The 20,017-nt window shown below is 45.9% G+C and carries 18 protein-coding genes; 14 read left to right on the forward strand and 4 right to left on the reverse strand.

What is annotated here, in order from left to right:
* Positions 1-7: 7 nt before the first annotated feature.
* Both folK and SYK_RS02965 read right to left on the reverse strand, forming a co-directional pair.
* Positions 8-529 (reverse strand): 2-amino-4-hydroxy-6-hydroxymethyldihydropteridine diphosphokinase, encoded by a 522-nt coding sequence (folK, locus tag SYK_RS02960; RefSeq protein WP_353618300.1) that lies wholly within the window; start codon positions 527-529, stop codon positions 8-10.
* Positions 508-1,674 carry an LL-diaminopimelate aminotransferase gene (locus tag SYK_RS02965; RefSeq protein ID WP_281762130.1) on the reverse strand — a complete coding sequence of 389 codons (1,167 nt, stop codon included), beginning with the start codon at positions 1,672-1,674 and terminating at the stop codon, positions 508-510. Before SYK_RS02965 ends, folK begins: the two co-directional genes overlap by 22 nt.
* A 210-nt stretch (positions 1,675-1,884) precedes the next feature.
* Between SYK_RS02965 and xerD the strand changes: the two genes are divergently transcribed.
* The 10 genes from xerD to SYK_RS03015 all read left to right on the forward strand — a co-directional run bounded on the left by xerD (position 1,885) and on the right by SYK_RS03015 (position 14,123).
* A complete protein-coding gene (xerD, locus tag SYK_RS02970; RefSeq protein ID WP_281762131.1) occupies positions 1,885-2,808 on the forward strand; it encodes a site-specific tyrosine recombinase XerD in 924 nt (307 codons plus the stop codon).
* A 23-nt stretch (positions 2,809-2,831) separates the two neighbouring features.
* Positions 2,832-5,519 (forward strand): CBS domain-containing protein, encoded by a 2,688-nt coding sequence (locus SYK_RS02975; protein ID WP_281762132.1) that lies wholly within the window; start codon positions 2,832-2,834, stop codon positions 5,517-5,519.
* A 135-nt stretch (positions 5,520-5,654) separates the two neighbouring features.
* Positions 5,655-6,143, forward strand: coding sequence for an HIT family protein (locus SYK_RS02980; RefSeq protein ID WP_281762133.1), 489 nt, complete (start codon positions 5,655-5,657; stop codon positions 6,141-6,143).
* A gap of 10 nt (positions 6,144-6,153) precedes the next feature.
* A complete protein-coding gene (locus tag SYK_RS02985) occupies positions 6,154-6,513 on the forward strand; it encodes a DUF1049 domain-containing protein (RefSeq protein WP_281762134.1) in 360 nt (119 codons plus the stop codon).
* Between the two features lie 8 nt (positions 6,514-6,521).
* Positions 6,522-7,673 (forward strand): tetratricopeptide repeat protein, encoded by a 1,152-nt coding sequence (locus tag SYK_RS02990; protein WP_281762135.1) that lies wholly within the window; start codon positions 6,522-6,524, stop codon positions 7,671-7,673.
* A gap of 47 nt (positions 7,674-7,720) precedes the next feature.
* Entirely contained in the window at positions 7,721-10,327 is a 2,607-nt protein-coding gene (gene mutS / locus SYK_RS02995; RefSeq protein WP_281763227.1) for a DNA mismatch repair protein MutS, read from the forward strand.
* A 5-nt stretch (positions 10,328-10,332) separates the two neighbouring features.
* Positions 10,333-10,779 carry a hypothetical protein gene (locus SYK_RS03000; RefSeq protein ID WP_281762136.1) on the forward strand — a complete coding sequence of 149 codons (447 nt, stop codon included), beginning with the start codon at positions 10,333-10,335 and terminating at the stop codon, positions 10,777-10,779.
* A gap of 94 nt (positions 10,780-10,873) precedes the next feature.
* Positions 10,874-12,112 (forward strand): diaminopimelate decarboxylase, encoded by a 1,239-nt coding sequence (gene lysA, locus SYK_RS03005; protein ID WP_281762137.1) that lies wholly within the window; start codon positions 10,874-10,876, stop codon positions 12,110-12,112.
* Positions 12,113-12,162: 50 nt separating this feature from the next.
* Positions 12,163-12,897 carry an RsmE family RNA methyltransferase gene (locus SYK_RS03010; protein ID WP_281762138.1) on the forward strand — a complete coding sequence of 245 codons (735 nt, stop codon included), beginning with the start codon at positions 12,163-12,165 and terminating at the stop codon, positions 12,895-12,897.
* A gap of 2 nt (positions 12,898-12,899) precedes the next feature.
* Positions 12,900-14,123: a replication-associated recombination protein A gene (locus tag SYK_RS03015; RefSeq protein ID WP_281762139.1), complete on the forward strand. Its 1,224-nt coding sequence runs from the start codon at positions 12,900-12,902 to the stop codon at positions 14,121-14,123.
* Positions 14,124-14,190: 67 nt separating this feature from the next.
* On the opposite strand, the gene SYK_RS03020 is transcribed toward SYK_RS03015, so the two are convergent.
* Both SYK_RS03020 and SYK_RS03025 read right to left on the reverse strand, forming a co-directional pair.
* Complete coding sequence (locus tag SYK_RS03020) at positions 14,191-15,462, reverse strand: CgeB family protein (protein ID WP_281762140.1); 1,272 nt, start codon at positions 15,460-15,462, stop codon at positions 14,191-14,193.
* Positions 15,463-15,466: 4 nt separating this feature from the next.
* A complete protein-coding gene (locus tag SYK_RS03025; RefSeq protein ID WP_281762141.1) occupies positions 15,467-16,717 on the reverse strand; it encodes a glycosyltransferase family 9 protein in 1,251 nt (416 codons plus the stop codon).
* 104 nt (positions 16,718-16,821) lie between these two features.
* On the opposite strand from SYK_RS03025, the gene SYK_RS03030 reads away from it, so the two are divergent.
* The 4 genes from SYK_RS03030 to SYK_RS03045 are packed head-to-tail and all read left to right on the forward strand — an operon-like array spanning position 16,822 to position 20,015.
* Complete coding sequence (locus tag SYK_RS03030; RefSeq protein ID WP_281762142.1) at positions 16,822-17,499, forward strand: precorrin-2 dehydrogenase/sirohydrochlorin ferrochelatase family protein; 678 nt, start codon at positions 16,822-16,824, stop codon at positions 17,497-17,499.
* Positions 17,486-18,298, forward strand: coding sequence for a cytochrome C assembly family protein (locus tag SYK_RS03035; protein WP_281762143.1), 813 nt, complete (start codon positions 17,486-17,488; stop codon positions 18,296-18,298). Before SYK_RS03030 ends, SYK_RS03035 begins: the two co-directional genes overlap by 14 nt.
* Positions 18,295-19,668, forward strand: a complete 1,374-nt coding sequence (gene hemA / locus SYK_RS03040) for a glutamyl-tRNA reductase (protein WP_281762144.1) — start codon at positions 18,295-18,297, stop codon at positions 19,666-19,668. The genes SYK_RS03035 and hemA overlap by 4 nt, the downstream gene beginning before the upstream one ends.
* A complete protein-coding gene (locus SYK_RS03045) occupies positions 19,668-20,015 on the forward strand; it encodes a hypothetical protein (RefSeq protein ID WP_281762145.1) in 348 nt (115 codons plus the stop codon). The genes hemA and SYK_RS03045 overlap by 1 nt, the downstream gene beginning before the upstream one ends.
* Positions 20,016-20,017: the final 2 nt, after the last annotated feature.

Genomic DNA, 20,017 nt, shown 5'->3' on the forward strand with positions numbered 1-20,017 from the left:
TATTGGTTTAGGCTTTTTGCCAGATTTTACGATCTTCGAGCCGGTATTCAATAGCATCCAGGGCTTCATCGATGGTTGTTCCATCAGGAAACACGTAGTTTGGTGCGATTTCCTTGAGGGGTACGAGGACAAACGCCCTTTCTTTGGCTCGCGGATGCGGCAAAGTCAGGAAATCCATGTCCATGGTCACATCACCCCAGGCGACGATATCCATATCCAGCGGCCTAGGGCCACCCTTCACCGTTCTCTCACGTCCCATTTTTGCTTCAATAGCCGTACACGTGGACATAAAGCCTTGTGGTGACCAAATTTCGGCATCAATTTCCAGTGCGATCATCTGGTTTGTGAACCACTGTTGATCCTTGACTTCGCCCTGAGGCTCAGTCTCGTAATATTCGGATACAGCCTTGAGACGTATCTCATCTCCATAGTCTTCAAGCTTAATCAAGGCCTCGTGAAGATTGTCTTCGGTGTCTCCAATGTTGGAGCCGAGGCTGACATAGCATATTACAGTTTCGATATTCTGGATACCGCCTCCTCAAGCAGATCGTTATTCACAGTCAGGGAGATACGGAAATACCCTTCTCCCGGTGTTCCGAAACCATTGCCGGGTGTGAGTACAACGCCTGTCTGTTTCAGAACGTTCGTCACGAATTCCGACGATTTATTTCCATCAGGTACATTGCACCACAAATAGAAGGAAGCGTCGGGGACGCGATGGTTTATGCCCACCTTGGTTAAAGCGGCACTTACCACGTCTCTGCGTTCCTTATAAATGGCGCGGAATTTTTCAGCGTAGGGTTCGCCATTGCGAAGCGCTGCGATACCGGCTTCCTGAACAGCTTGGAAAATGCCTGAATCCACATTTTCTTTGATCTTGCCCAGGCCTGCGACCAGATCACTGTTACCTACGGCCATGCCGACACGCCAGCCGGTCATATTGTAGGTTTTGGACAGGGAATGAAATTCGATGCATACCTCTTTGGCATGTTCGCATTCCATGATTGAAATAGGACGATTGTTCGGATCGTAGTAAATTTCAGTGTAGGCGGCGTCAGAGATGACGATTACATTGAATTCACGGGCTTTTTCAATCAGTCGGTCATAAAATTCTTTGGTGGCCGTTGCGGCTGTCGGATTGTTTGGATAGCAAACGAAAATCATCTTGGCTTTCGCCCAAGTGTCGTTGCTAATTGCTTCCAGATCAACCAGATAGTCGTTTTCTTCCAGCAGCGGCAGATATTCCACTATGCCACCGGCAAATTCTGTTGCGACACCATAGACTGGATAATTGGGCGTAGCCACAAGAGCCAGGTCTCCGGGGTTAATATATGCCAGCGGGAAATGAGCGATGCCTTCTTTGGAGCCGATAAGGCTGACCACTTCGGTCTGAGCATCAAGGTCCACATCGAAACGTTGCTTGTACCAGTCTGCCACGGCCTGACGATAGGCAGGCATGCCTACATACGAAGGATACTGGTGGTTAACGGGCTTTTTAGCTCCTTCATACAGAGCCTCGATGATGAAGTCCGGTGTCGGGAGATCTGGATCACCGATGCCCAAGCTGATGATATCCATGCCCTTGGCGGCCACTTCTGCTTTAGCCTTGTCGATGGCTGCGAAAAGATATGGGGGCAGCGTTGAAAGGCGGTCGGCCAATTTGAAATTAGACATGTATGAATTCTCCTTAAATTTCTTCAATGCAAGCACTTTCATAATTGCGGCTTGACCCTGTGTCAATCCGAACTGTTGCGCTTTGGGCAGTCCCTTGGTAGCACCTCAAGAGTTAGAGTGCCGTTTATTTGTATCCAATGTTAGGGCTACTCTTATTTTTAGGATATCATCCAATACTTTAATTGTATCAAATATGATCTGGTCGTGATCATGAATCGAAAAAAAAATGATAAATCAAGCAAAAACGTCAACCATCCATGGGTTGATCGTTATTTAGAATATGTTTTGATCGAAAAGGGGCTGTCAGAGAACAGTGTGTCCGGTTACGCCGAGGATTTACATTCCTTGTTGGCCTTTCTGGATGACAAGTCCTTTTTATTAAAGGACCTTTCGGACAAAACATTGTTTCTTTATTTGACATATCTACGGGCCAAGGGGTTGAAAAGTCGTTCTTTGGCTCGTCATTTGTCATCGCTCCGTGGTTTTTTTGCGTATGCCGTCAGTGAAAAGTGGTACAAAGAAGATCCTGGACATCTTTTGGAGAACCCCAAACTTCCAAAAAAACTTCCAGAATTTTTGACCAAAGAGGAAATATCCCGCCTACTCGCTCTACCCGACTCCTCCACCAAGCTTGGAATGCGGGATAAAGTTATGCTTGAACTGCTGTATGCGGCGGGTTTGCGTGTTTCCGAACTTATTGAAATGAAAGTGTTGGATTTTGATCCTCAGGTGGGCATGCTTAGGGTCTTCGGAAAGGGAGCCAAGGAGCGTCTCATACCAATTCATTACACAGCACAAGACTATTTGAACCATTATCTTGAATTCACCCGCCCTTCTTTTAAGCCGGTTGAGGATTTCATGTTCCTTAATCGCTCAGGCAAGGGATTAACTCGTCAAGGTGTATGGAAATTGATCAAGAAATTTGCTACATTGGCAGAGATAAAGCGATCCATTTCTCCGCATACCTTCAGACATTCTTTTGCCACGCATCTTTTGGAAGGTGGCGCAGATTTGCGGACGGTACAATTGCTTTTGGGTCACGCTGATATCAGTGCTACGGAAATCTATACGCATGTGGAATCCAGCCGGTTGAAAATGCTGCATCAGCGATACCATCCCCGTTCTTCAATGTGAGTATGAGAATAAAGTGAAATAGAATGAGTAAGAAACAACCGAAATTGTCCGCACCGACCGTTATTACGGGGCATGCCAATGCGGATTTTGATGCTCTGGCTGCCATGGTCGCTGCCAGCAAGCTTTACCCTGATGCTGTTCTCATTTTTCCGGGTAGCCAAGAAACAAACCTGCGGAATTTCTTCATTGAGAGCACTACTTATCTTTTTAATTTCAAAGCGTTCAAAGATATTGATCCTGCATCGGTAGAGCTACTTGTTGTTGTTGATACCCGTCAACGTTCACGCATTCCGCATGTTCGTCCGGTGTTGGATAATCCCAATTTACGCATCCATTTATATGATCACCATCCCGATAGTGATGAGGATTTGCCCGCTGAAAAAAGTGTGGTGAAGTTCTGGGGGGCAACCACTTCAATTATTGTTGATGAGATTCGGGAACGAGGATTGACGTTGAACATGGAAGAAGCCACCCTTCTCGGCCTTGGTATCTATGAAGATACAGGGTCCTTTGCTTTTAACACAACGACTCCACATGATTTTAAGGCTGCGGGGTGGCTCAAACAACAAGGCATGGACATTGAGGCCGTGTCTGACCTTTTGTCACGGGAATTATCTGCAGCACAGGTGACTTATCTCGGTGAATTGCTCAAGAATGCGAAGACCTATGACATTCATGGTGTGGATGTCATTATCACGGAAATTTCCACGGACCGTTTTGTCCCTGACTTTGCGTTGTTGGTTCACAAGCTCATGGATATGGAAAAGATCAAGGTTGTTTTTGCTCTGGGCAGGATGGCTGATCGAATTCATGTCGTTTCTCGCTCACGCAATCCAGATGTTAATGTCGGGCAGATTTGTTCGTCGCTTGGAGGCGGTGGTCATGAGGCCGCAGCTTCGGCTACGGTCAAGGATAAAACCCTGGCTGAGTTGCGTGATGATCTGTTTGCATTGTTTTATTCTCAAATTAATCCTCAGATCGTGGTGGATGGATTGATGTCCCGTCCGCCTGTGGTTATTGAGGGCGACAAGTCCATGGCGGACGCCGTGGAACTCATGACCCGCTACGGCCTCAAGGATGTGCCGGTCGTTTCTGCCAATACGATGAAATGCATTGGTATTATGGGACATAAGACGGCAGATAAGGCTCTCTCCCACCATCTTGGCGATATCGGACTCAGTGAGTATATGACCCGCAAGTTCGAAACTGTTGAGGTCAAGACGGATCTGTATCGTGTGATGGAGATTATCTTGAGTAATCGTCAGCGTATGCTGCCGGTTGTTGACGGAGAAGAACTTGTCGGCGTTATTACTCGCACCGATTTAATGAATATGCTCATAGATGAGCCTGCACGTATTCCAGACTCATTGTTGCCGGAGAGGCGCAGAGAACGGAATATTGCCGCCCAAGTGAAAAATCGTCTCCCACAGAAGATGCTCAATCTGTTGAAATCTGCTGGCGACCTTGGTCATAAATTGGGGTGGGAGGTTTACGCCGTTGGCGGTTTCGTTCGAGATATTCTTCTTGGAAGGCCAAATTTTGATCTTGATTTGGTCGTCGAAGGCGATGGGATTGAATTTGCGAGAAAATTTGCAAGTTTGTCAGGCGGTCGAGTCAAAGCACATTCCAAGTTTAAGACCGCTGTCGTTATCCTTGATGACGGTCAACGTGTTGATGTGGCGACAGCTCGTCTTGAATATTACGAATATCCCGCAGCCTTGCCCACGGTTGAACTGTCATCCATTAAAATGGATTTGTATCGGCGCGATTTTACAGTGAATGCCTTGGCGTTGCGGATTAACCCGGGACGGTTTGGGCAGCTCGTGGATTTTTTTGGGGCTGAACGGGATATCAGAAATCGAACCATTCGAGTTTTGCATTCATTGAGTTTTGTAGAAGATCCGACCCGTATTCTTCGTGCCATCCGTTTTGAACGTCGTTTTGATTTTCAAATCGGTGGTCAGACCATGCGTCTGATTAAAAATGCTTTGAATCTTGAGTTGTTCAGCAAACTTTCGGGCACTCGGGTCATGCATGAATTGCAATGGATCATGAACGAGGAAGACCCACTTGCTTGTTTTATAAGGATGCAGGAACTTGGGATTATGGCCGCAATTCATCCCTTACTCAAATTGACCAAGGATAAGGTCCAAATTTTGACTGAGCTGGGTAAGGTTCATAATTGGTATAAACTCTTGTATCTGGAGCCTGAGATTACGTCCTGGAAGCTCTATATCCTTGGCATGACGATGGGAATCAAGCGAGAAGATATAGGTCAAGTTACGACCCGTCTACATTTTACCCGCAAGGAAGAAAAAGATTTCAAGCAGTTGCGTGACATGATTGGTGATGCACTCATGAAGCTTATGGGGTGGCGTGAAGGAAAGTCCAAACTGAGTCGTTTGTACTCGATTCTGCATCCCATTCCCGTAGAGGGCATTTTGTTCCTTATGGCTCGGAGTCGAAAAGAACATATTCGTCGGAATATTTCACAATATCTTGCACGTTTACGGTATGTTAAAATTGATGTGGATGGTAAGGATTTGTTGAATTTGGGGATAGAACCGGGGCCGATATATACTATTATTCTTGATAGACTCATGCGGGCGAAGATTGATGGTCATGTGGAGACTCGAGAGGAGCAGTTGGAGATGGCAATAAAAATTTTCAAAGAAGATCTAGTCCAAAATGGAGATTCTACTGAAAACTAGTGTGTTTCGCGCTTGCCCTCTTGTGGCAAGCGGTGTAGAAAAATTTCAAATTTACGGTGTCTGTGATATGATACCTCAATTAATGCTGTCAGGCTGTCTCATTGAGTATAGTCAAATGCAAGGGATAGAGATTAAATGGAAGTGTTATGGGCGCCTTGGCGTCTGAATTATATACTCGGCCCCAAACCGGACGAATGCGTTTTTTGTATTCCTGAAGATTCGTCCGAAGATGAAGAACGATGTATTTTGGCCAGAGGAAAACACTGCTTTGTTATTATGAACAAATTTCCATATAATAATGGTCATCTCATGGTAACACCGTATAGACATGTGAGTAATCTGACGGATTTGACGCTTGATGAATCCAATGATTGCATGCTTTGGCTAAGATATTGTACAACTATTTTAGAAAAAGCTTTTAATCCTCAAGGGATAAATATGGGACTTAATCTTGGGGAAGCGGCAGGTGCCGGAATTGCTCAGCATTTACATTTTCAGATTGTCCCGCGTTGGAATGGAGACGCTTCATTCATCGCCGTTTTTGGGGAGACAACAGTCATCCCGGAACACTTGAATTCAACTTACAGCACACTCAAGCCGCTGTTCGATGAAATAACTGTTTAAGGAGATTTTCATGCGTTTTATCAAAGTCCTGTTTCTGTTGGCTCTTTTTGTTTTTTCCATCCTTTTCTTCAGCCAGAATATTGAATCGTTGCAGCAGGAGTTGACGCTGATTTTGGATGTCCCCTATATTGCTACGTTGCACTCCATTCCCCTGCCGTTCAGCGTTTTGATTCTGACTGCATTTGTCGCCGGTTCCTCGCTGACCATGATCTATTTCATCGTTGACAAATTCCGTGCCTGTTCCAAGCTCAAGGAATGTCGTACTCGTATGGCTAGCCTTGAACAGGAACTCAACTCTTTACGCAATCTGCCTATCAGTGAAGGTCAACCTTACGCTGAGTCCAAGGAAAACGAAGAAGAGAACGTATAAGGATTCATATGGTTTGGCAATTTTTCAATCGCAAGAAGGCATCGACCTTCGACGAGAATGTCAGGGCTGCCCGTGAAGCTGGGGGTGGGATTTCCCTGCCTGTTCAGGATACCCGTGCGGCCATTGAGGAACTCAGCCAGGTTGTTAAAAATGACCCGGAAGCAGTTGAAATTTATCTCGCGCTGGGTAGCTTATACCGTTCGCAGGGTGAGATCGAAAGAGCCATTCAAATTCGAAATAGTCTTATTGTCAGACCTGGCCTTGATCGTAAGTTCAAGGCCAGGGCCTGGTTTGAATTGGGTCGTGATTTTAGACGTGCCGGTTTTCTTGATCGTGCTGATAAAGCCTTTCTGGAAGCTCGTTCGCTTGGTCAAGATCCGACCGCTATTCATCAGGAGATGGCCCGTTTGGCAGCAGAACGGGGCGACTTTGAAAAAGCTGCCGATTCATACGGGCAACTGAATCTTCCTTTGCCCCAGGCTCATTATCTTGTTCGTCTTGCTTTAGATCGTTTTTCTGAAGGCAATAATTCTCAGGCGCATAGGGCATTACGGCATGCCATCCGTGCCTACCCTGGAGCTGTCGAGGCTTGGCTTGAGCAAATAGTTCAGGCGTACAAGACAGGTAATGCAACCAAGGTCGCTGATATTCTGGGGCAAGCTCTTGAGCATGTCGCGCCAGATTTGCGCTTTGTGCTGTTTGAAGGTCTTTTCCTTGCAGCCAACCGTGCCGAAACAGCAAAACAGACTTCCTTTGGTGAAGAAAATGAGTGGTCGCGTGTCTGTAACGATGAAAAATTGGTCAATGCGATATTGCCGATTATCGAGAGACAGGACCCTGATGTCCTTCTGCTCTATTATGGGGCCATGTTCCTGCTCCGTCTCGAGGATTTGGAGAATGCACAGTCTTGGTTGGAAAAGGCATTGATGCTCCAATCTGACTTTTGGATGGCTCGACTTGAACTTTTCGAATTGTCTCGTAACGACCAGACGTTAACGCCTTTCTATAAGGAACAACTTTCGTTCTTTACTGGCCGAGCTCGTAAAGTGCGTCGTTTTTTCTGCCGTCGTTGCGGTTTGAAGCGGGATCAATTGTTTTTTAACTGTCCCCGTTGCCGAAGCTGGCACTCCATTGCTTTTCGCACGGATATTTCCGAATAAAAATCCAACATTTCAGGTTTCACGTGGCTAAGAAAAAACTGACGCCTATGCTTGAGCAGTACCTTCGTTTCAAGGAGGAAAATCCAGGCTGCCTTCTTTTCTTTCGTATGGGCGACTTTTATGAGTTGTTCTTCGAAGATGCTGAGATTGTGGCCAAAGCTGTTCAAATTACCTTGACCAGTCGTAACCCAAACGACGAAAATCCTATCCCTATGTGCGGTATGCCCCATCATTCTGTGGAGCCTTATCTGAGTCAATTACTCGACAAGGGTTATAAGATCGCCATCTGTGATCAAGTGGAAAATCCCAAAGAAGCCGTAGGGTTGGTGAAACGGGATGTAACACGAGTCCTTACGCCGGGAACGGTTGTCGAGGATTCAAACCTCAAGTCCAAAGCAAACAATTATCTTGGTGCATTGTTTTGGGATGAGACCAAAGACGCGGGCGGTATTGCTTGGCTCGATTTTTCTACCGGCCAATGGTCTGGGCTGCATAGTCGCCGTGAGGTTGAGCTTTGGCAGTGGATGATAAAGATTAATCCCAGTGAGTTACTTCTCCCTCAAGGGAAAAAGGTGCCATCTCAATACAATGAATTGAGTGCACAGGTCACCAGTGTTGCACCGGGGGCTTATTTTGATCTGACAGCTTCAAAAAACAGAGTGCTAGAAATGCAGTCTGTTGCAGATTTCGAAAGTCTTGGGTTGAGTGGTAAAAACGAATTGACCCGTGCCTGTGGTGCACTTCTGACTTACCTTGAACAGACGCAGAAAGGCGATTTCGGGCACTTGGGTGAATTCAAGCCGTTGAATTTGAGTAAACATCTGCTTTTGGATGAAATTACCGAACGGAATCTCGAAATTTTCAGGCGTCTTGATGGGAAGACTGGACTTGGCACCCTGTGGCATGTGCTTGATCGGACCATGACTCCCATGGGGGGCCGGCTGCTTGAAGCCCGTTTGCGTCAGCCTTGGCGACAGCTTTCTCCCATTGATAAGAATCTCGATTGTGTCACGTTTTTCTTTGAACGCGATCAACTTCGCTCTGATGTCCGACACGCATTGGATTCAGTCTATGATTTGGAACGTCTTTCCACTCGCATTTTTTTAGGACGTGCAAATCCTAAAGATTTTATTGCATTACAAAAAAGTCTTTCAATGTTGCCCGTTCTTCAAAGTTGTCTGAAAGAACAGGAACTTGAAGCAGCCCCCGAATTGCGTAAAATTTATCGAAAATGGGATGGCATGGATGACCTGACCGCCCTGCTTGAATCAGCCCTTGTGGACAGTCCTCCACCGGTCATCACAGATGGCGGATTATTCAAGAAAGGGTATGATGCCGTTTTGGATGAGTTTATTGAGCTGAATGAACACGGTGAAGATAAACTGAGGAAATTGCACGAAAAAGAACTGTCTGCCAACGATATACCCAAGCTCAAGCTTGGATTCAACAAGGTCTTTGGTTATTTTTTCGAGGTCTCGAAGGCATATAAAGGGCAGGTGCCTGAACATTTTATTCGTCGTCAGACTTTGGTAAACAGTGAGCGGTATATTACTCCTGAACTTAAGGAGATGGAGGACCGTATCCTTTCGGCCTCCGATGAACGTAAAAGTCTTGAGTACAAGTTATTTCAGGATTTACGTGAGCGTCTTGCCAAGGCAAGGGATCGTTTTTTGTTTATGGCCGACATTGTGGCTGCCCTGGATTATTGGCAAGGGTTGGCAGAAGCTGCTCGTGTCAACGAATGGAACCGCCCTCTTCTTCATGATGGTATGGAAATCGAGATTAAGGCAGGACGCCACCCTGTAGTGGAAGAAGCCATGGGGGCTTCCAATTATATTCCCGGCGATTTGAAGATGGATAAAGATCGACGTATCCTGCTCATTACCGGTCCGAATATGGCAGGTAAATCCACGGTACTCAGGCAGGTGGCTATCCTGACCATTATGGCCCAGATTGGTTCCTTTGTTCCAGCCAAGTCCGCACAACTCGGGTTGGCGGATCGTGTTTTTTCTCGTGTGGGAGCTTCGGATAATCTGGCGCAAGGACATTCCACATTTATGGTGGAAATGACTGAAACTGCTCGTATTCTTCGACAAGCGACTAAACGAAGTCTGGTTATTTTGGATGAAATCGGACGTGGTACCAGTACTTATGATGGCCTTTCACTCGCTTGGGCCGTGGTCGAAGAGCTTTCTTCTCGTGCCAGAGGTGGAATTCGTACCTTGTTCGCCACTCATTACCATGAATTGACGAGTCTTGAAGGCAAGATTGAAGGGTTGCGTAATCTCAATATCGCGGTCAAGGAATGGAAAGGCGACATCGTCTTTTTACGTCGTCTTGTGCCTGGTCCTGCTGACAGAAGTTATGGTATCGAAGTGGCCCGACTGGCTGGAGTACCTCGTGGTGTCGTGGAACGAGCGCGAGAAATCCTTGCGAAGCTCGAAGAAAAGTCGCAGGATAATCAATCGAAAGGGGCTGTTGAGCGGGCATCGCAGACTTTATTGCCGGGATTTGGTGCTCCTCCTATTGAAATTCCGGAGGAATTGGTCGAACATCCGATCATCACTCAACTCGTGGATCTCGACGTGGACGGCATGACACCCATTCAGGCTTTGATGTTGCTTAATCAATGGAAGGACATGATCAAGGAATAGGATTTATGCGTAAACAGATTGTTCATGCCACCTTACTTATTTTTGTGTTCGTATTGTTGTCCGGTTGCGCCCTGGGTCGCAAAGAATGGCCTTCATCTGTAAAGAGTGAAGACACTTTCAAATTGAAACTTATGGAAGGCGTCCGACAAGATGGATGTCTTATATTGCAGGTTGCGGTTACTGGATCTCCCAATCGTCTTTGGCGTGCGAGTATTCAGTATGAAGCCATTGGGACTGAGGAAGGCCAAGGGTGTGAAGGTTGTCCTTTTGTTCCCAGAAATGCAGTTCATTTTACCCGTGATCAGAAAGGCTTTAATCTGGCAGGTAATACGCTTCAACTGAGTATATGCGGTCTTGAACCCGGAATAGATTATCGATTCAGGGTGGCTGGAAAAAGTGAGTTGTCTACCATGGCTATTGAATACACCGATGTCTTTGAAGCCTTACCGTAGCTTTGATTTTGTTTGATATGAGAAAAGTATTGGATGATACACAAAGATACAGCGTAGATATTCATCATATCATTTTTTAGGAGATAGAAGACATATGCATCATTTTGAATACCGAGACGGAATTTTATCCGCTGAAGAAGTCAGCGTCACCGCCCTTGCAGAAGAATATGGTACCCCACTGTACATTTATTCTGCTGCTACCCTTAGACGCCATTTCAAAGCTTTTGATTCTGCTTTTAATGAGCTGGATCATTTGACCTGTTATTCCATCAAAGCCAATTCAAATTTGGCGGTTCTTAAATTGCTGGCCGCTGAAGGCGCTGGCATGGACATTGTTTCCGGCGGTGAATTGTATCGCGCACTGAAAGCTGGCGTCACCCCTGAAAAGATTGTTTATTCCGGCGTAGGAAAACGTGATTCTGAGATTCGTGAAGCTCTTGAAGCGGGAATTCTGATGTTTAACGTAGAATCCGTCGCGGAACTTAAAAGAATCAATACGGTTGCCAGCGATATGGGAATGACGGCCAAGGTCAGCTTTCGGATTAATCCGGATGTCGATCCGCAGACTCATCCATATATTTCAACGGGTATGCAGGAAAATAAATTTGGATTGGATATCGAGAATTCGCTGGCTGCCTACACACTGGCTGCCGAGTTGGAGAATGTTGAACCCGTGGGCATGGATTGTCATATTGGTTCTCAGCTCACAAAAATCGATCCGTTTCTTGAAGCTTTAGATAAACTTTTGGATTTCAACGAAAAGCTGAAAGGACTTGGTATTAATATCAAGTACCTTGATCTTGGTGGTGGACTTGGGATTCCTTATGACAAGGAAGAACCGCCCCATCCTTCGGAATTTGGTAAAGCTTTGAGCGCAAAACTGAAAGGTTTGCCGTTGAAGGTCATTTTTGAACCTGGACGTGTCATTGCAGGCAATGCCGGTATCATGGTGACTCAGGTGGTTTATACCAAGTCCAACCCCACAAAGAATTTCTTGATTGTGGATGCTGCAATGAATGATTTGATTCGTCCGAGCTTATACGGTTCTTATCATCGTATTGGCGAAGTTGAACTTAAAGGCCGTCAACATCAACGTTTTGATGTCGTTGGTCCCATTTGTGAGTCCGGTGACTTCCTGGCCCGAGATCGTGAGCTGCCGACTGTGGATCAAGGAGAGCGTCTGGTGGTTTATTCTGCCGGAGCCTATGGATTTACCATGGCCTCAAATTATAATACCCGTCCTCGTGCCTGCGAGTTGCTGGTGGACGGCAGCAACGTGACAGTTGCCAGAAAACGGGAAACATACGAAGATCTTATCGCAAATGAACTTTAGTCAAAAGGCCGGGAGTTCGCTCCCGGCCTTTTTTATTTTCAGGATATATCATGCCAAGACTTAATTCTTTTTATCTGTCGCCTGACCTTTGGCCTTCCAAAGTTGGAGAACATGTTGCGCTGGAGGGACAGGAAGTGCGTCATATGGGCACAGTTCTCAGAACCGAGCCGGATCAGATGGTTCGACTTTTTGACGGACAAGGACATGACGGGCTTTTTTCTGTATGCGATATAAAAAAACGTCGAGCCTTGCTTGAGGCTGTTCAGTTAGAAGATCATTCCCGACCTGCCAATGGAATAATTCTGGCCATCGGTTGGGGAAAATCCAAACGCAGGAATTATCTTTTAGAAAAAATGGTTGAACTCAAGGGATTTGGGGTAGTTTTTTGGCAGGCTACCCGGAGTCAGGGAGTTGTTCCGGCTTCCCCCAAAGATTCTTGGACAGACAAGAATATTCAGGCTGCAAAACAGTGCGGAGCACATTTCCTTCCAGAGTTGCAAACGCTTCCCGGGGGTGTTGACTCTCTGATTGCCATGGCCAAAAAATATGAGAATAGAGTTATTGCGTGGGAATCCGACGATATTACAACGCGTTTATCGCCAACCATGCTTGCAAATGGGCATACGCTTGTGGTCATCGGGCCGGAAGGTGGTTTTGAAGATCGTGAGGCTCAAAAATTAGTGGAAGCAGATTTTATCCCCGTTACGTTTGGAGATTCTATTTTGCGCTGGGAAACAGCCGCGACTTATTGTCTCAGTCTGGCCATGTTTGGTACACAGGAATAGTCATGAAGCTTGAAATAGAAGATACACAACCTCTCGCTGATAGAATTCGCCCTACTTCATTGGATGACTTTGTCGGGCAAGGACATATTCGGAATCGAATTGAAGCTTTTTCCAAGTCCAAAAGAATGCCAAGTTTGTTATTGTTCGGGCCTCCCGGGTGTGGAAAATCAACATTGGCATTGTTGCTTGCCAAATTGACGGGCAAAAAATACCTGCGTGTAAGTGCACCGGAAGCCGGATTGACTGCTCTTCGCAAAAAGTTGCCGGGACAGGACATTCTTATTCTCGATGAGCTGCATCGCTTTTCCAAGGCCCAACAAGATTTTTTCCTTCCCATTCTGGAAACCGGTGAAATTATTTTGCTGGCAACGACCACGGAAAATCCTTCTTTCAGCGTGACCCGTCAATTGTTGTCACGACTTCATGTCCTTCGACTTCGTCAATTGAGTCGCGAGGAGTTGGTTAATGTAAGTACTCGAGGCGCAGAAGAGCTCGGCGTTGATCTGGAAGAAGAAAGTCATAAAATGTTGGCTGCCATGGCTGGTGGTGATGCTCGTACCCTGCTCAATTTACTAGAATATACATCTGAACTGCCCAAGGAAAAACGGTGCCCGGAATGTCTGCGTGATTCATTGCCGGAAATAGTTGTTCGTGGCGATCGGGATGGCGATTCGCACTATGAGTTGGTGTCTGCCCTTATCAAATCAATTCGTGGCAGTGACCCGGATGCGGCACTTTATTATTTGGCTTGTCTTATCGAAAGTGGCGAAGATCCGCGCTTTATCACCCGTCGTTTGATTATTTCATCCTCTGAAGATATTGGCCTTGGTGATCCGCACGCTTTGAGTCATGCCATGGCTTGTCATCAGGCTGTCGAGACCATCGGTATGCCCGAAGGGTTTATTCCCATGTCGCAATTGACGGTTTACCTTGCTCTGGCTCCCAAGAGCAACTCGACATACGCCGCCTACCACACAGCCCAAAAAGAAGTGCGTGAAAACGGTCCCAAGCCAGTCCCTTTGCATTTAAGGAATGCAACCTCTTCCCTTCAACGAGAATGGGGATATGGACGTGGCTATCTTTATCCGCATAATTTCCCGAAATCATGGGCTGATCAGGATTATCTCCCCAGCGAACTTGCCGGACGGAAATTTTATCATCCCAAAGATCAGGGCGAGGAGCCAAAGCTACTGGCATGGTTAAAACAGTTTCGCAGAAGTCGTTGATTTCTTAATGAAAAAGCCCTGTTCAATATATTGAGCAGGGCTTTTCTTCATTCATTACTTTAAGTTTTTACAACCGGGATTTATACAGTTTTTGCCATTCATCCAAAAAAAGAAGTGCAGTGTCTAGATCGGAAAGTTTACCCTGCTGCTGCCGTACGGCCCAAACGAGATCATCGAAGGAAACATTTTCAGGAAGTCCTAATTGACCAAGCAAATTACGAATGTCCTTTTCTAATTCCGGTGGATAGTCGGCGGCAAACAGTGAGGAGGCAGACTTTGGTTTTGGCCATCCCGGAATACGGCTTGCCGTAAATTCCATGAGCGTACGCATGCGTTTTGTATAGGTATGCTCACGAAGCACTCGTGTACGACTTTTGGTTGCATATTCATTACGATCATCGGGATGATTCAGGAAATATTCTATTTTTTCGGTAAATTCCGATATGCTTGTAAATGTTGCCAATTCATCGTCGTTGAAAGCGTCATTCATGAGACTACGTTTGTCCACTAATTGAAATGCGCCACAGGCCGCCAGTTCAAATGTGCGTGGATTGATAAAGTCTCCGCCTGTGACCAGTTCTTCTGTCTGGACACTGGAATGCAGGTTAAGGTTGATGGCAGTCGCGTTAAATATTTTAACGCAATCTTCTGATGAAATTCGTGCTCCTTTTAATTGTACCAGCGGTTCCAGTACATGGTCCCCTTCCCACTCTGTTCCCCATATTTTGAAGTCGAATTTGACCAACTCTCTGAAGGCGACCCTGCGGTTAGGATATCCTGCGCCCATGAATGAGATGTCAGAGCCGAATTTACGTTGTTCGACCGGTGATAAGTCTGACGGTTTGTGAAAACCTGGTTGGGCAGCAAGTGGCAGATAGAGCACATTGGGTTGTCCTATTGATGCAAGATCATCAAAAAAATGACCTTTTTGGATGACTGCGAAAATGTCATACAGAGGCGCAAACGCCTTCCAATAAGTGAAAAGTCGATAATCTTCCACAAACCACATGGCCGTGACAACGCCATCTCGACGGAGTCTTTTGAGTGCCTGTCGATTGAGTGGAGCTTGAGCCATGGATAAAACCATGTCAGGTTCAAATGTTTCGACCTTGGCCAATACTGATTGGCTGACGACATTCAAGAAGGAGTTCTGTAAATAATCCAATCTGTCGGATGTCACCTTGAGGTTATTCAAAGAGTCGTATGCAGGATAAAAATCTGGTGCTTCAAACACTTCAACCAGATGTCCTTCCTCCTTAAGTGCTGATGCCACATATCGGCCAATGGAAAGAGAGCCGCCATATAAAGGCAGAATAACAAGTATGCGTAAGTTATCCATTGATTTATCCATTATTCTCAAATTTTTGTATGGTCGTCATCCAGTCTTTTTCCCGATAGAATTCTTGAGCAAAAAAAAGCTCTTTTTCGAAGCATTCCGATTCTTCACCCGTGAGATATTGGTAAATGAAGTTTCTGAAAATAGTTCTTTGGCTATTGTCTTTGTCTACACCGGCAAACGGGATATAAATCTGCCCTAACGCATCGAAACCGGAGTTGAATCCGATAAGTCTTTCAGGTGCGTGTTCATTTTTTTGTGTGACCAGAAAACGTTGAAATTTTGGCGAAGTAAAAGGAGAAATACATTTAACTTCATTATCACACGGCTTGGTTTCTAAACAGGGGAGACAGTTTGTCACAGCTTGATACACTGTGTGTCCCAAGCCATAAGGGCCTGTTTCAAAACACCATGCCGAAGACAGAAAAAATGCTGTAACCGGCGTTCCGAGGTGTGCGGCTAGATGCATGGTTCCCGTATCCGGTGTCAGCAGCATATCGAGTGAGCCGACAAGATCAACAAGATCTTTCCAGTTTGTCTTGCCTGCCAAATTTTTTGTTTTATTTTGAAGTGAAGATGGTAACTCTTTGAGAACAGCCTGCCCCGCTGCGTGCTCTGTCTTTCCGCCGAGCAGAACAATCGAGTCTGTTTTTTGGGAGGCTCCCAATGTTGCTGAAATGGTCGCAAGGAGTTGGGCTGGTAAAGAACGACGGGATTCGCGGCCAGCGAGGACAACACCAATACCTCCGCCTTTGGGAGTGGCTGGTGGATTAACTTTGGTTGGTGCGATCATATCCGGGCAATATCCCGCCCAGAAGTCTACGAGATTTATGCCCAAACGTCGAAGATTAGACCAGCGCATGGCCATGGCTGGCCAAGTGCCCGTGATTTCCTGTCCGTTGTGCCAACAATACCCTGTCACTTTTACCGGGTCGAACAATGCGGCCAATCGAAAATTAAGTCCTGAAAAATTAAGGTTATAGACGGTATTGAAATCAATCGTTTGTAGCTTGGCAAAAGCCTGTCGGTTCTCAACAAGCATTTTAAGGAGTACGGTTGAAGCATCCAGTCCGGTCCCATGCGCTGTAATCGAATGCACGACAACATCCGGATAAATTAATTGTGCCAGCGATTTTAGGGAAGTGTCCACGCATAGATGCACCACACCGTCGTTTCGTGCGGAAATGGTCGCAATAAGCCGTTTTGTTTGGATAAGATCTCCAAAACGAGCCAACTGTATAACAAGATAATTTTTCATTCGTATTTTCACGGCGTCAAAAATGTATCGTAACTTCAATGATTATTGCAAGAACCGGGCAATTTCCCATTTTACATGTTCCTGCGCATTGGTTATCAAGACGCATGCGATATTATCCGATCTTCTTGAATCTGGAAAACAAAACGTGTCTTGTTGTTGGTGCAGGCGGGGTTGGCAAGCGGAAAATTCAGTCCCTGCTTGACTCTGGAGCCGGTCATGTGACCATCATCGACACCCGTAAAGCGGATGTCGAAATGGAATCAATCATGAGGCCGGACACTGTTACTTTTCAGTGTCGTGAATTTGTTGAGAGTGATCTTAGTGGCAAATTTTTAGTGATTGCCTGTACTTCATCTGAAGTGGTGAACCAGCGTATCAGCACACTCTGTGCGGATCGCAATATTTTGTGTAATGTCGTTGATCAGCCTGAAAAATGTAGTTTTATTGTTCCTGCTACCATTAAGCGTGGTGATCTGACTGTAGCCATTTCAACCGCAGGTCAAAGTCCTGCCATGACAAAACGCATCCGTAAGGATTTACAGGAACATTTTGGTAATGAATATGCTGCTCTCCTGACGCTTATGGGCCGCATTCGCCCGCTGATGCTTGGTCTTGAACAAGAGACAAAACAAAACACCGCGGTTTTCCGTTCTCTGGTCAATTCGGATTTGCTTATAGTAATAAAGAACAAGAACCTTGACGCTGCCAGGGAAATACTTAAAGAATCTTTGCCCGAACCGTTGTACGCCAACATCCCGGAGATGCTTGATGGGCTTATTTGATACGCTCCATATTTTTATTATTGCACTGTATGCGCTTGGCACCGTGCTTTTTCTGACCGGTATTACTACCGCCAATGAAAAGCTCAAACGGATTGCCATTTGGTTTGCTGTCGTTGGTTTTTCTTTGAATACCATTGACTTGGGAATAATCCTCATGAGTGATCCAGCCGCTCTCAGTGGTGGAACATTTTATTTTAATATTTTGGCGTGGAGTGTCTTAGCCATTTACTTTTTCCTTTGGTGGCGATTGCGGCTTGAATTTTTGGCAATCACCGCCCTGCCTTTAGCTCTGCTTCTGTTCGTGGCATCCATGGCTTTGGGAGGCATCCGGGTGATCATGCCTCCACAGTTAACCGCATTGTTTTTTGGTTTGCATATAGGATCCCTCGTGCTGACTCTTGGGGCGCTCATGATGGCTCTCGGGGCTGGTATGGCTTTTATTTATTATAATCGAAAACTTAAAACCAAGGCCGGTCTTACCAGTATGGGAAGCACTGTGCCCTCTTTGGAAAAATTCGATACCGTAAACCGGTGGGCTGTAGCCATCGGATTTCCTTTGTATACATTGGGACTTTTTTCCACGTTTTTTTGGTACTGGATTGCACCCAACAAGGAATTTACCTGGGATATCATGAAAATCGGCTCCTTGGCCGTCTGGTTCCTTTATGCATTCCTTTTTCATCAACGAATTGTACTGGGCTGGCGTGGACGTAAACCTGCTATCCTTGCCATTTGGGTTTTTGTCGGCATGTGCATTTCCCTTATACATCACACCATCACTTTTCGAGTAATGCCATGAACAGACAAATCATTCTCATAGGACTCAATCACCGGACTGCCGGTGTTGATGTGCGTGAAAAATTCGCTTTGACCGATGTAGAGAACTTTGAGCAAGGGCTTATGGCCCACTGTCCAGTGCTCGAATGTATGGCCCTCTCTACTTGTAACCGGGTAGAGATCATCGCTGTTGCTAAAAATATTTCTAAGCGAGAGGTTGTTGATTCTGTAATTCAGTATTGGGCTGCTATCTGCAAAGGCGACCCCGCATTACTTTTGGATAATACCTACAATTATTCTAGGCTGGAGGCTGTGAAACACGTTTTTTCTGTCGCGAGTAGCCTAGATTCCATGGTTATGGGCGAGCCACAAATTCTCGGTCAGCTAAAAGATGCATACCGGGCTGCCGTGGCGAAAGGGACAGCAAAGACCATTGTTAACCGTTTGCTTCATAAATCTTTTTCCGTTGCCAAACGTATTCGCACCGAGACAGCCATTGCCTCCAGTGCCGTGTCCATCAGTTTTGCCGCTGTTGAATTGGCGCGCAAGATTTTTGGAGATCTGGAAGGCACCAAGGCCATGCTCGTAGGTGCTGGCGAAATGGCAGAACTGGCCGCGACCCACTTACTGCGTAATGGTGTTCAGGATGTCATTATTGCCAACCGGACGTTTTCTCGTGCCAAAGAGTTGGCTGATAACCTTGGTGGCGAACCTATTCAGATTGAAAACATGCCGGATCGTCTGCACGAAGTTGACATCGTTATTAGTTCTACAGGTTCCCCTGTTGCCGTAATCAAGGCCAAGGACGTCAAATCCGTACTTAAGCGACGTAAAAACAAACCCATGTTTTTCATCGACATCGCTGTGCCTCGTGATATTGACCCTGATGTCAACATTTTGGACAACGTATATCTTTATGACATTGATGACCTCAAAGAGGTTGTTGAAGACAACATGGCGCAACGTCATGAAGAAGCAGCCAAGGCCAGAACCGTTGTTGATCATGAAACAGATACTTTTGGTAATTGGTTGCATTCGTTAAATCTTCAGCCGACTATTGTTGATTTGGTGGAAAAGACTGAAGACGTGGCGCATCGGGAATTGAACAAGACATTGAAAAAAATTGGTCAGGTAGATGAACGGACGCGGAAGGCATTGGAAACACTTGTCCTTTCTGTGGCCCACAAATCTATGCATGAACCCATTTGTTTTTTAAAACGTCGGACACAAGAAGAAGGTTCAGCCGAACGATTTATCGATTTGGCACGACGTATGTTCAATTTGGACGATGAATCTATTCCGGCGGAAGCCCATCTTGATCGAAAGAGTAACACCTGCTCGGCAGAAGACATCAACGAGCTCATTAAAGCCTCAAAGAACAAGGAACAATAATGCGTAGTTATCTAATAGAAGACCTGGTCGACAAGAATTATCAAGCTATTGTTGCCGCTTTTGAAGAACTGGGGTTCAGAGGACCTCTTGATGGCATTTATTACCTGCCCTTGCCTGTCGAGCTTTTGCAGCGTGAACAACAGGATCATCAGAAAGAATGTGGTCCGTATTTCATGGCTCTCGAATGTATTGAAAAAGAAGACGAGAACGCGTTGAAATTAGAACTGTTGGTTCGCGGAAGACAAAAAATGCGTTGCTCATGCATCTCATACGCTACTCCTGATCAACGTGCTCACATGATTGAATATTTGGATCAGTTTATCGATGAACTGGAAGTTTCCGTATAGCC

This window comes from Pseudodesulfovibrio nedwellii (genome assembly GCF_027923765.1).
GTDB classification, from domain to species: domain Bacteria; phylum Desulfobacterota; class Desulfovibrionia; order Desulfovibrionales; family Desulfovibrionaceae; genus Pseudodesulfovibrio; species Pseudodesulfovibrio nedwellii.

What these genes read in the sequence shown, in the direction of transcription:
- lysA (WP_281762137.1), top strand. Translation starts at nt 10,874, where the DNA reads ATGCATCATTTTGAATACCGAGACGGAATTTTATCCGCTGAAGAAGTC.
- SYK_RS02985 (WP_281762134.1), top strand. Translation starts at nt 6,154, where the DNA reads ATGCGTTTTATCAAAGTCCTGTTTCTGTTGGCTCTTTTTGTTTTTTCC.
- SYK_RS02980 (WP_281762133.1), top strand. Translation starts at nt 5,655, where the DNA reads ATGGAAGTGTTATGGGCGCCTTGGCGTCTGAATTATATACTCGGCCCC.
- SYK_RS03020 (WP_281762140.1), bottom strand. Translation starts at nt 15,462, where the DNA reads ATGGATAACTTACGCATACTTGTTATTCTGCCTTTATATGGCGGCTCT.
- SYK_RS03010 (WP_281762138.1), top strand. Translation starts at nt 12,163, where the DNA reads ATGCCAAGACTTAATTCTTTTTATCTGTCGCCTGACCTTTGGCCTTCC.
- SYK_RS03030 (WP_281762142.1), top strand. Translation starts at nt 16,822, where the DNA reads ATGCGATATTATCCGATCTTCTTGAATCTGGAAAACAAAACGTGTCTT.
- SYK_RS02965 (WP_281762130.1), bottom strand. Translation starts at nt 1,674, where the DNA reads ATGTCTAATTTCAAATTGGCCGACCGCCTTTCAACGCTGCCCCCATAT.
- SYK_RS03045 (WP_281762145.1), top strand. Translation starts at nt 19,668, where the DNA reads ATGCGTAGTTATCTAATAGAAGACCTGGTCGACAAGAATTATCAAGCT.
- SYK_RS03000 (WP_281762136.1), top strand. Translation starts at nt 10,333, where the DNA reads ATGCGTAAACAGATTGTTCATGCCACCTTACTTATTTTTGTGTTCGTA.
- mutS (WP_281763227.1), top strand. Translation starts at nt 7,721, where the DNA reads ATGCTTGAGCAGTACCTTCGTTTCAAGGAGGAAAATCCAGGCTGCCTT.
- hemA (WP_281762144.1), top strand. Translation starts at nt 18,295, where the DNA reads ATGAACAGACAAATCATTCTCATAGGACTCAATCACCGGACTGCCGGT.
- SYK_RS03035 (WP_281762143.1), top strand. Translation starts at nt 17,486, where the DNA reads ATGGGCTTATTTGATACGCTCCATATTTTTATTATTGCACTGTATGCG.
- SYK_RS03015 (WP_281762139.1), top strand. Translation starts at nt 12,900, where the DNA reads ATGAAGCTTGAAATAGAAGATACACAACCTCTCGCTGATAGAATTCGC.
- xerD (WP_281762131.1), top strand. Translation starts at nt 1,885, where the DNA reads ATGAATCGAAAAAAAAATGATAAATCAAGCAAAAACGTCAACCATCCA.
- SYK_RS02975 (WP_281762132.1), top strand. Translation starts at nt 2,832, where the DNA reads ATGAGTAAGAAACAACCGAAATTGTCCGCACCGACCGTTATTACGGGG.
- SYK_RS03025 (WP_281762141.1), bottom strand. Translation starts at nt 16,717, where the DNA reads ATGAAAAATTATCTTGTTATACAGTTGGCTCGTTTTGGAGATCTTATC.
- SYK_RS02990 (WP_281762135.1), top strand. Translation starts at nt 6,522, where the DNA reads ATGGTTTGGCAATTTTTCAATCGCAAGAAGGCATCGACCTTCGACGAG.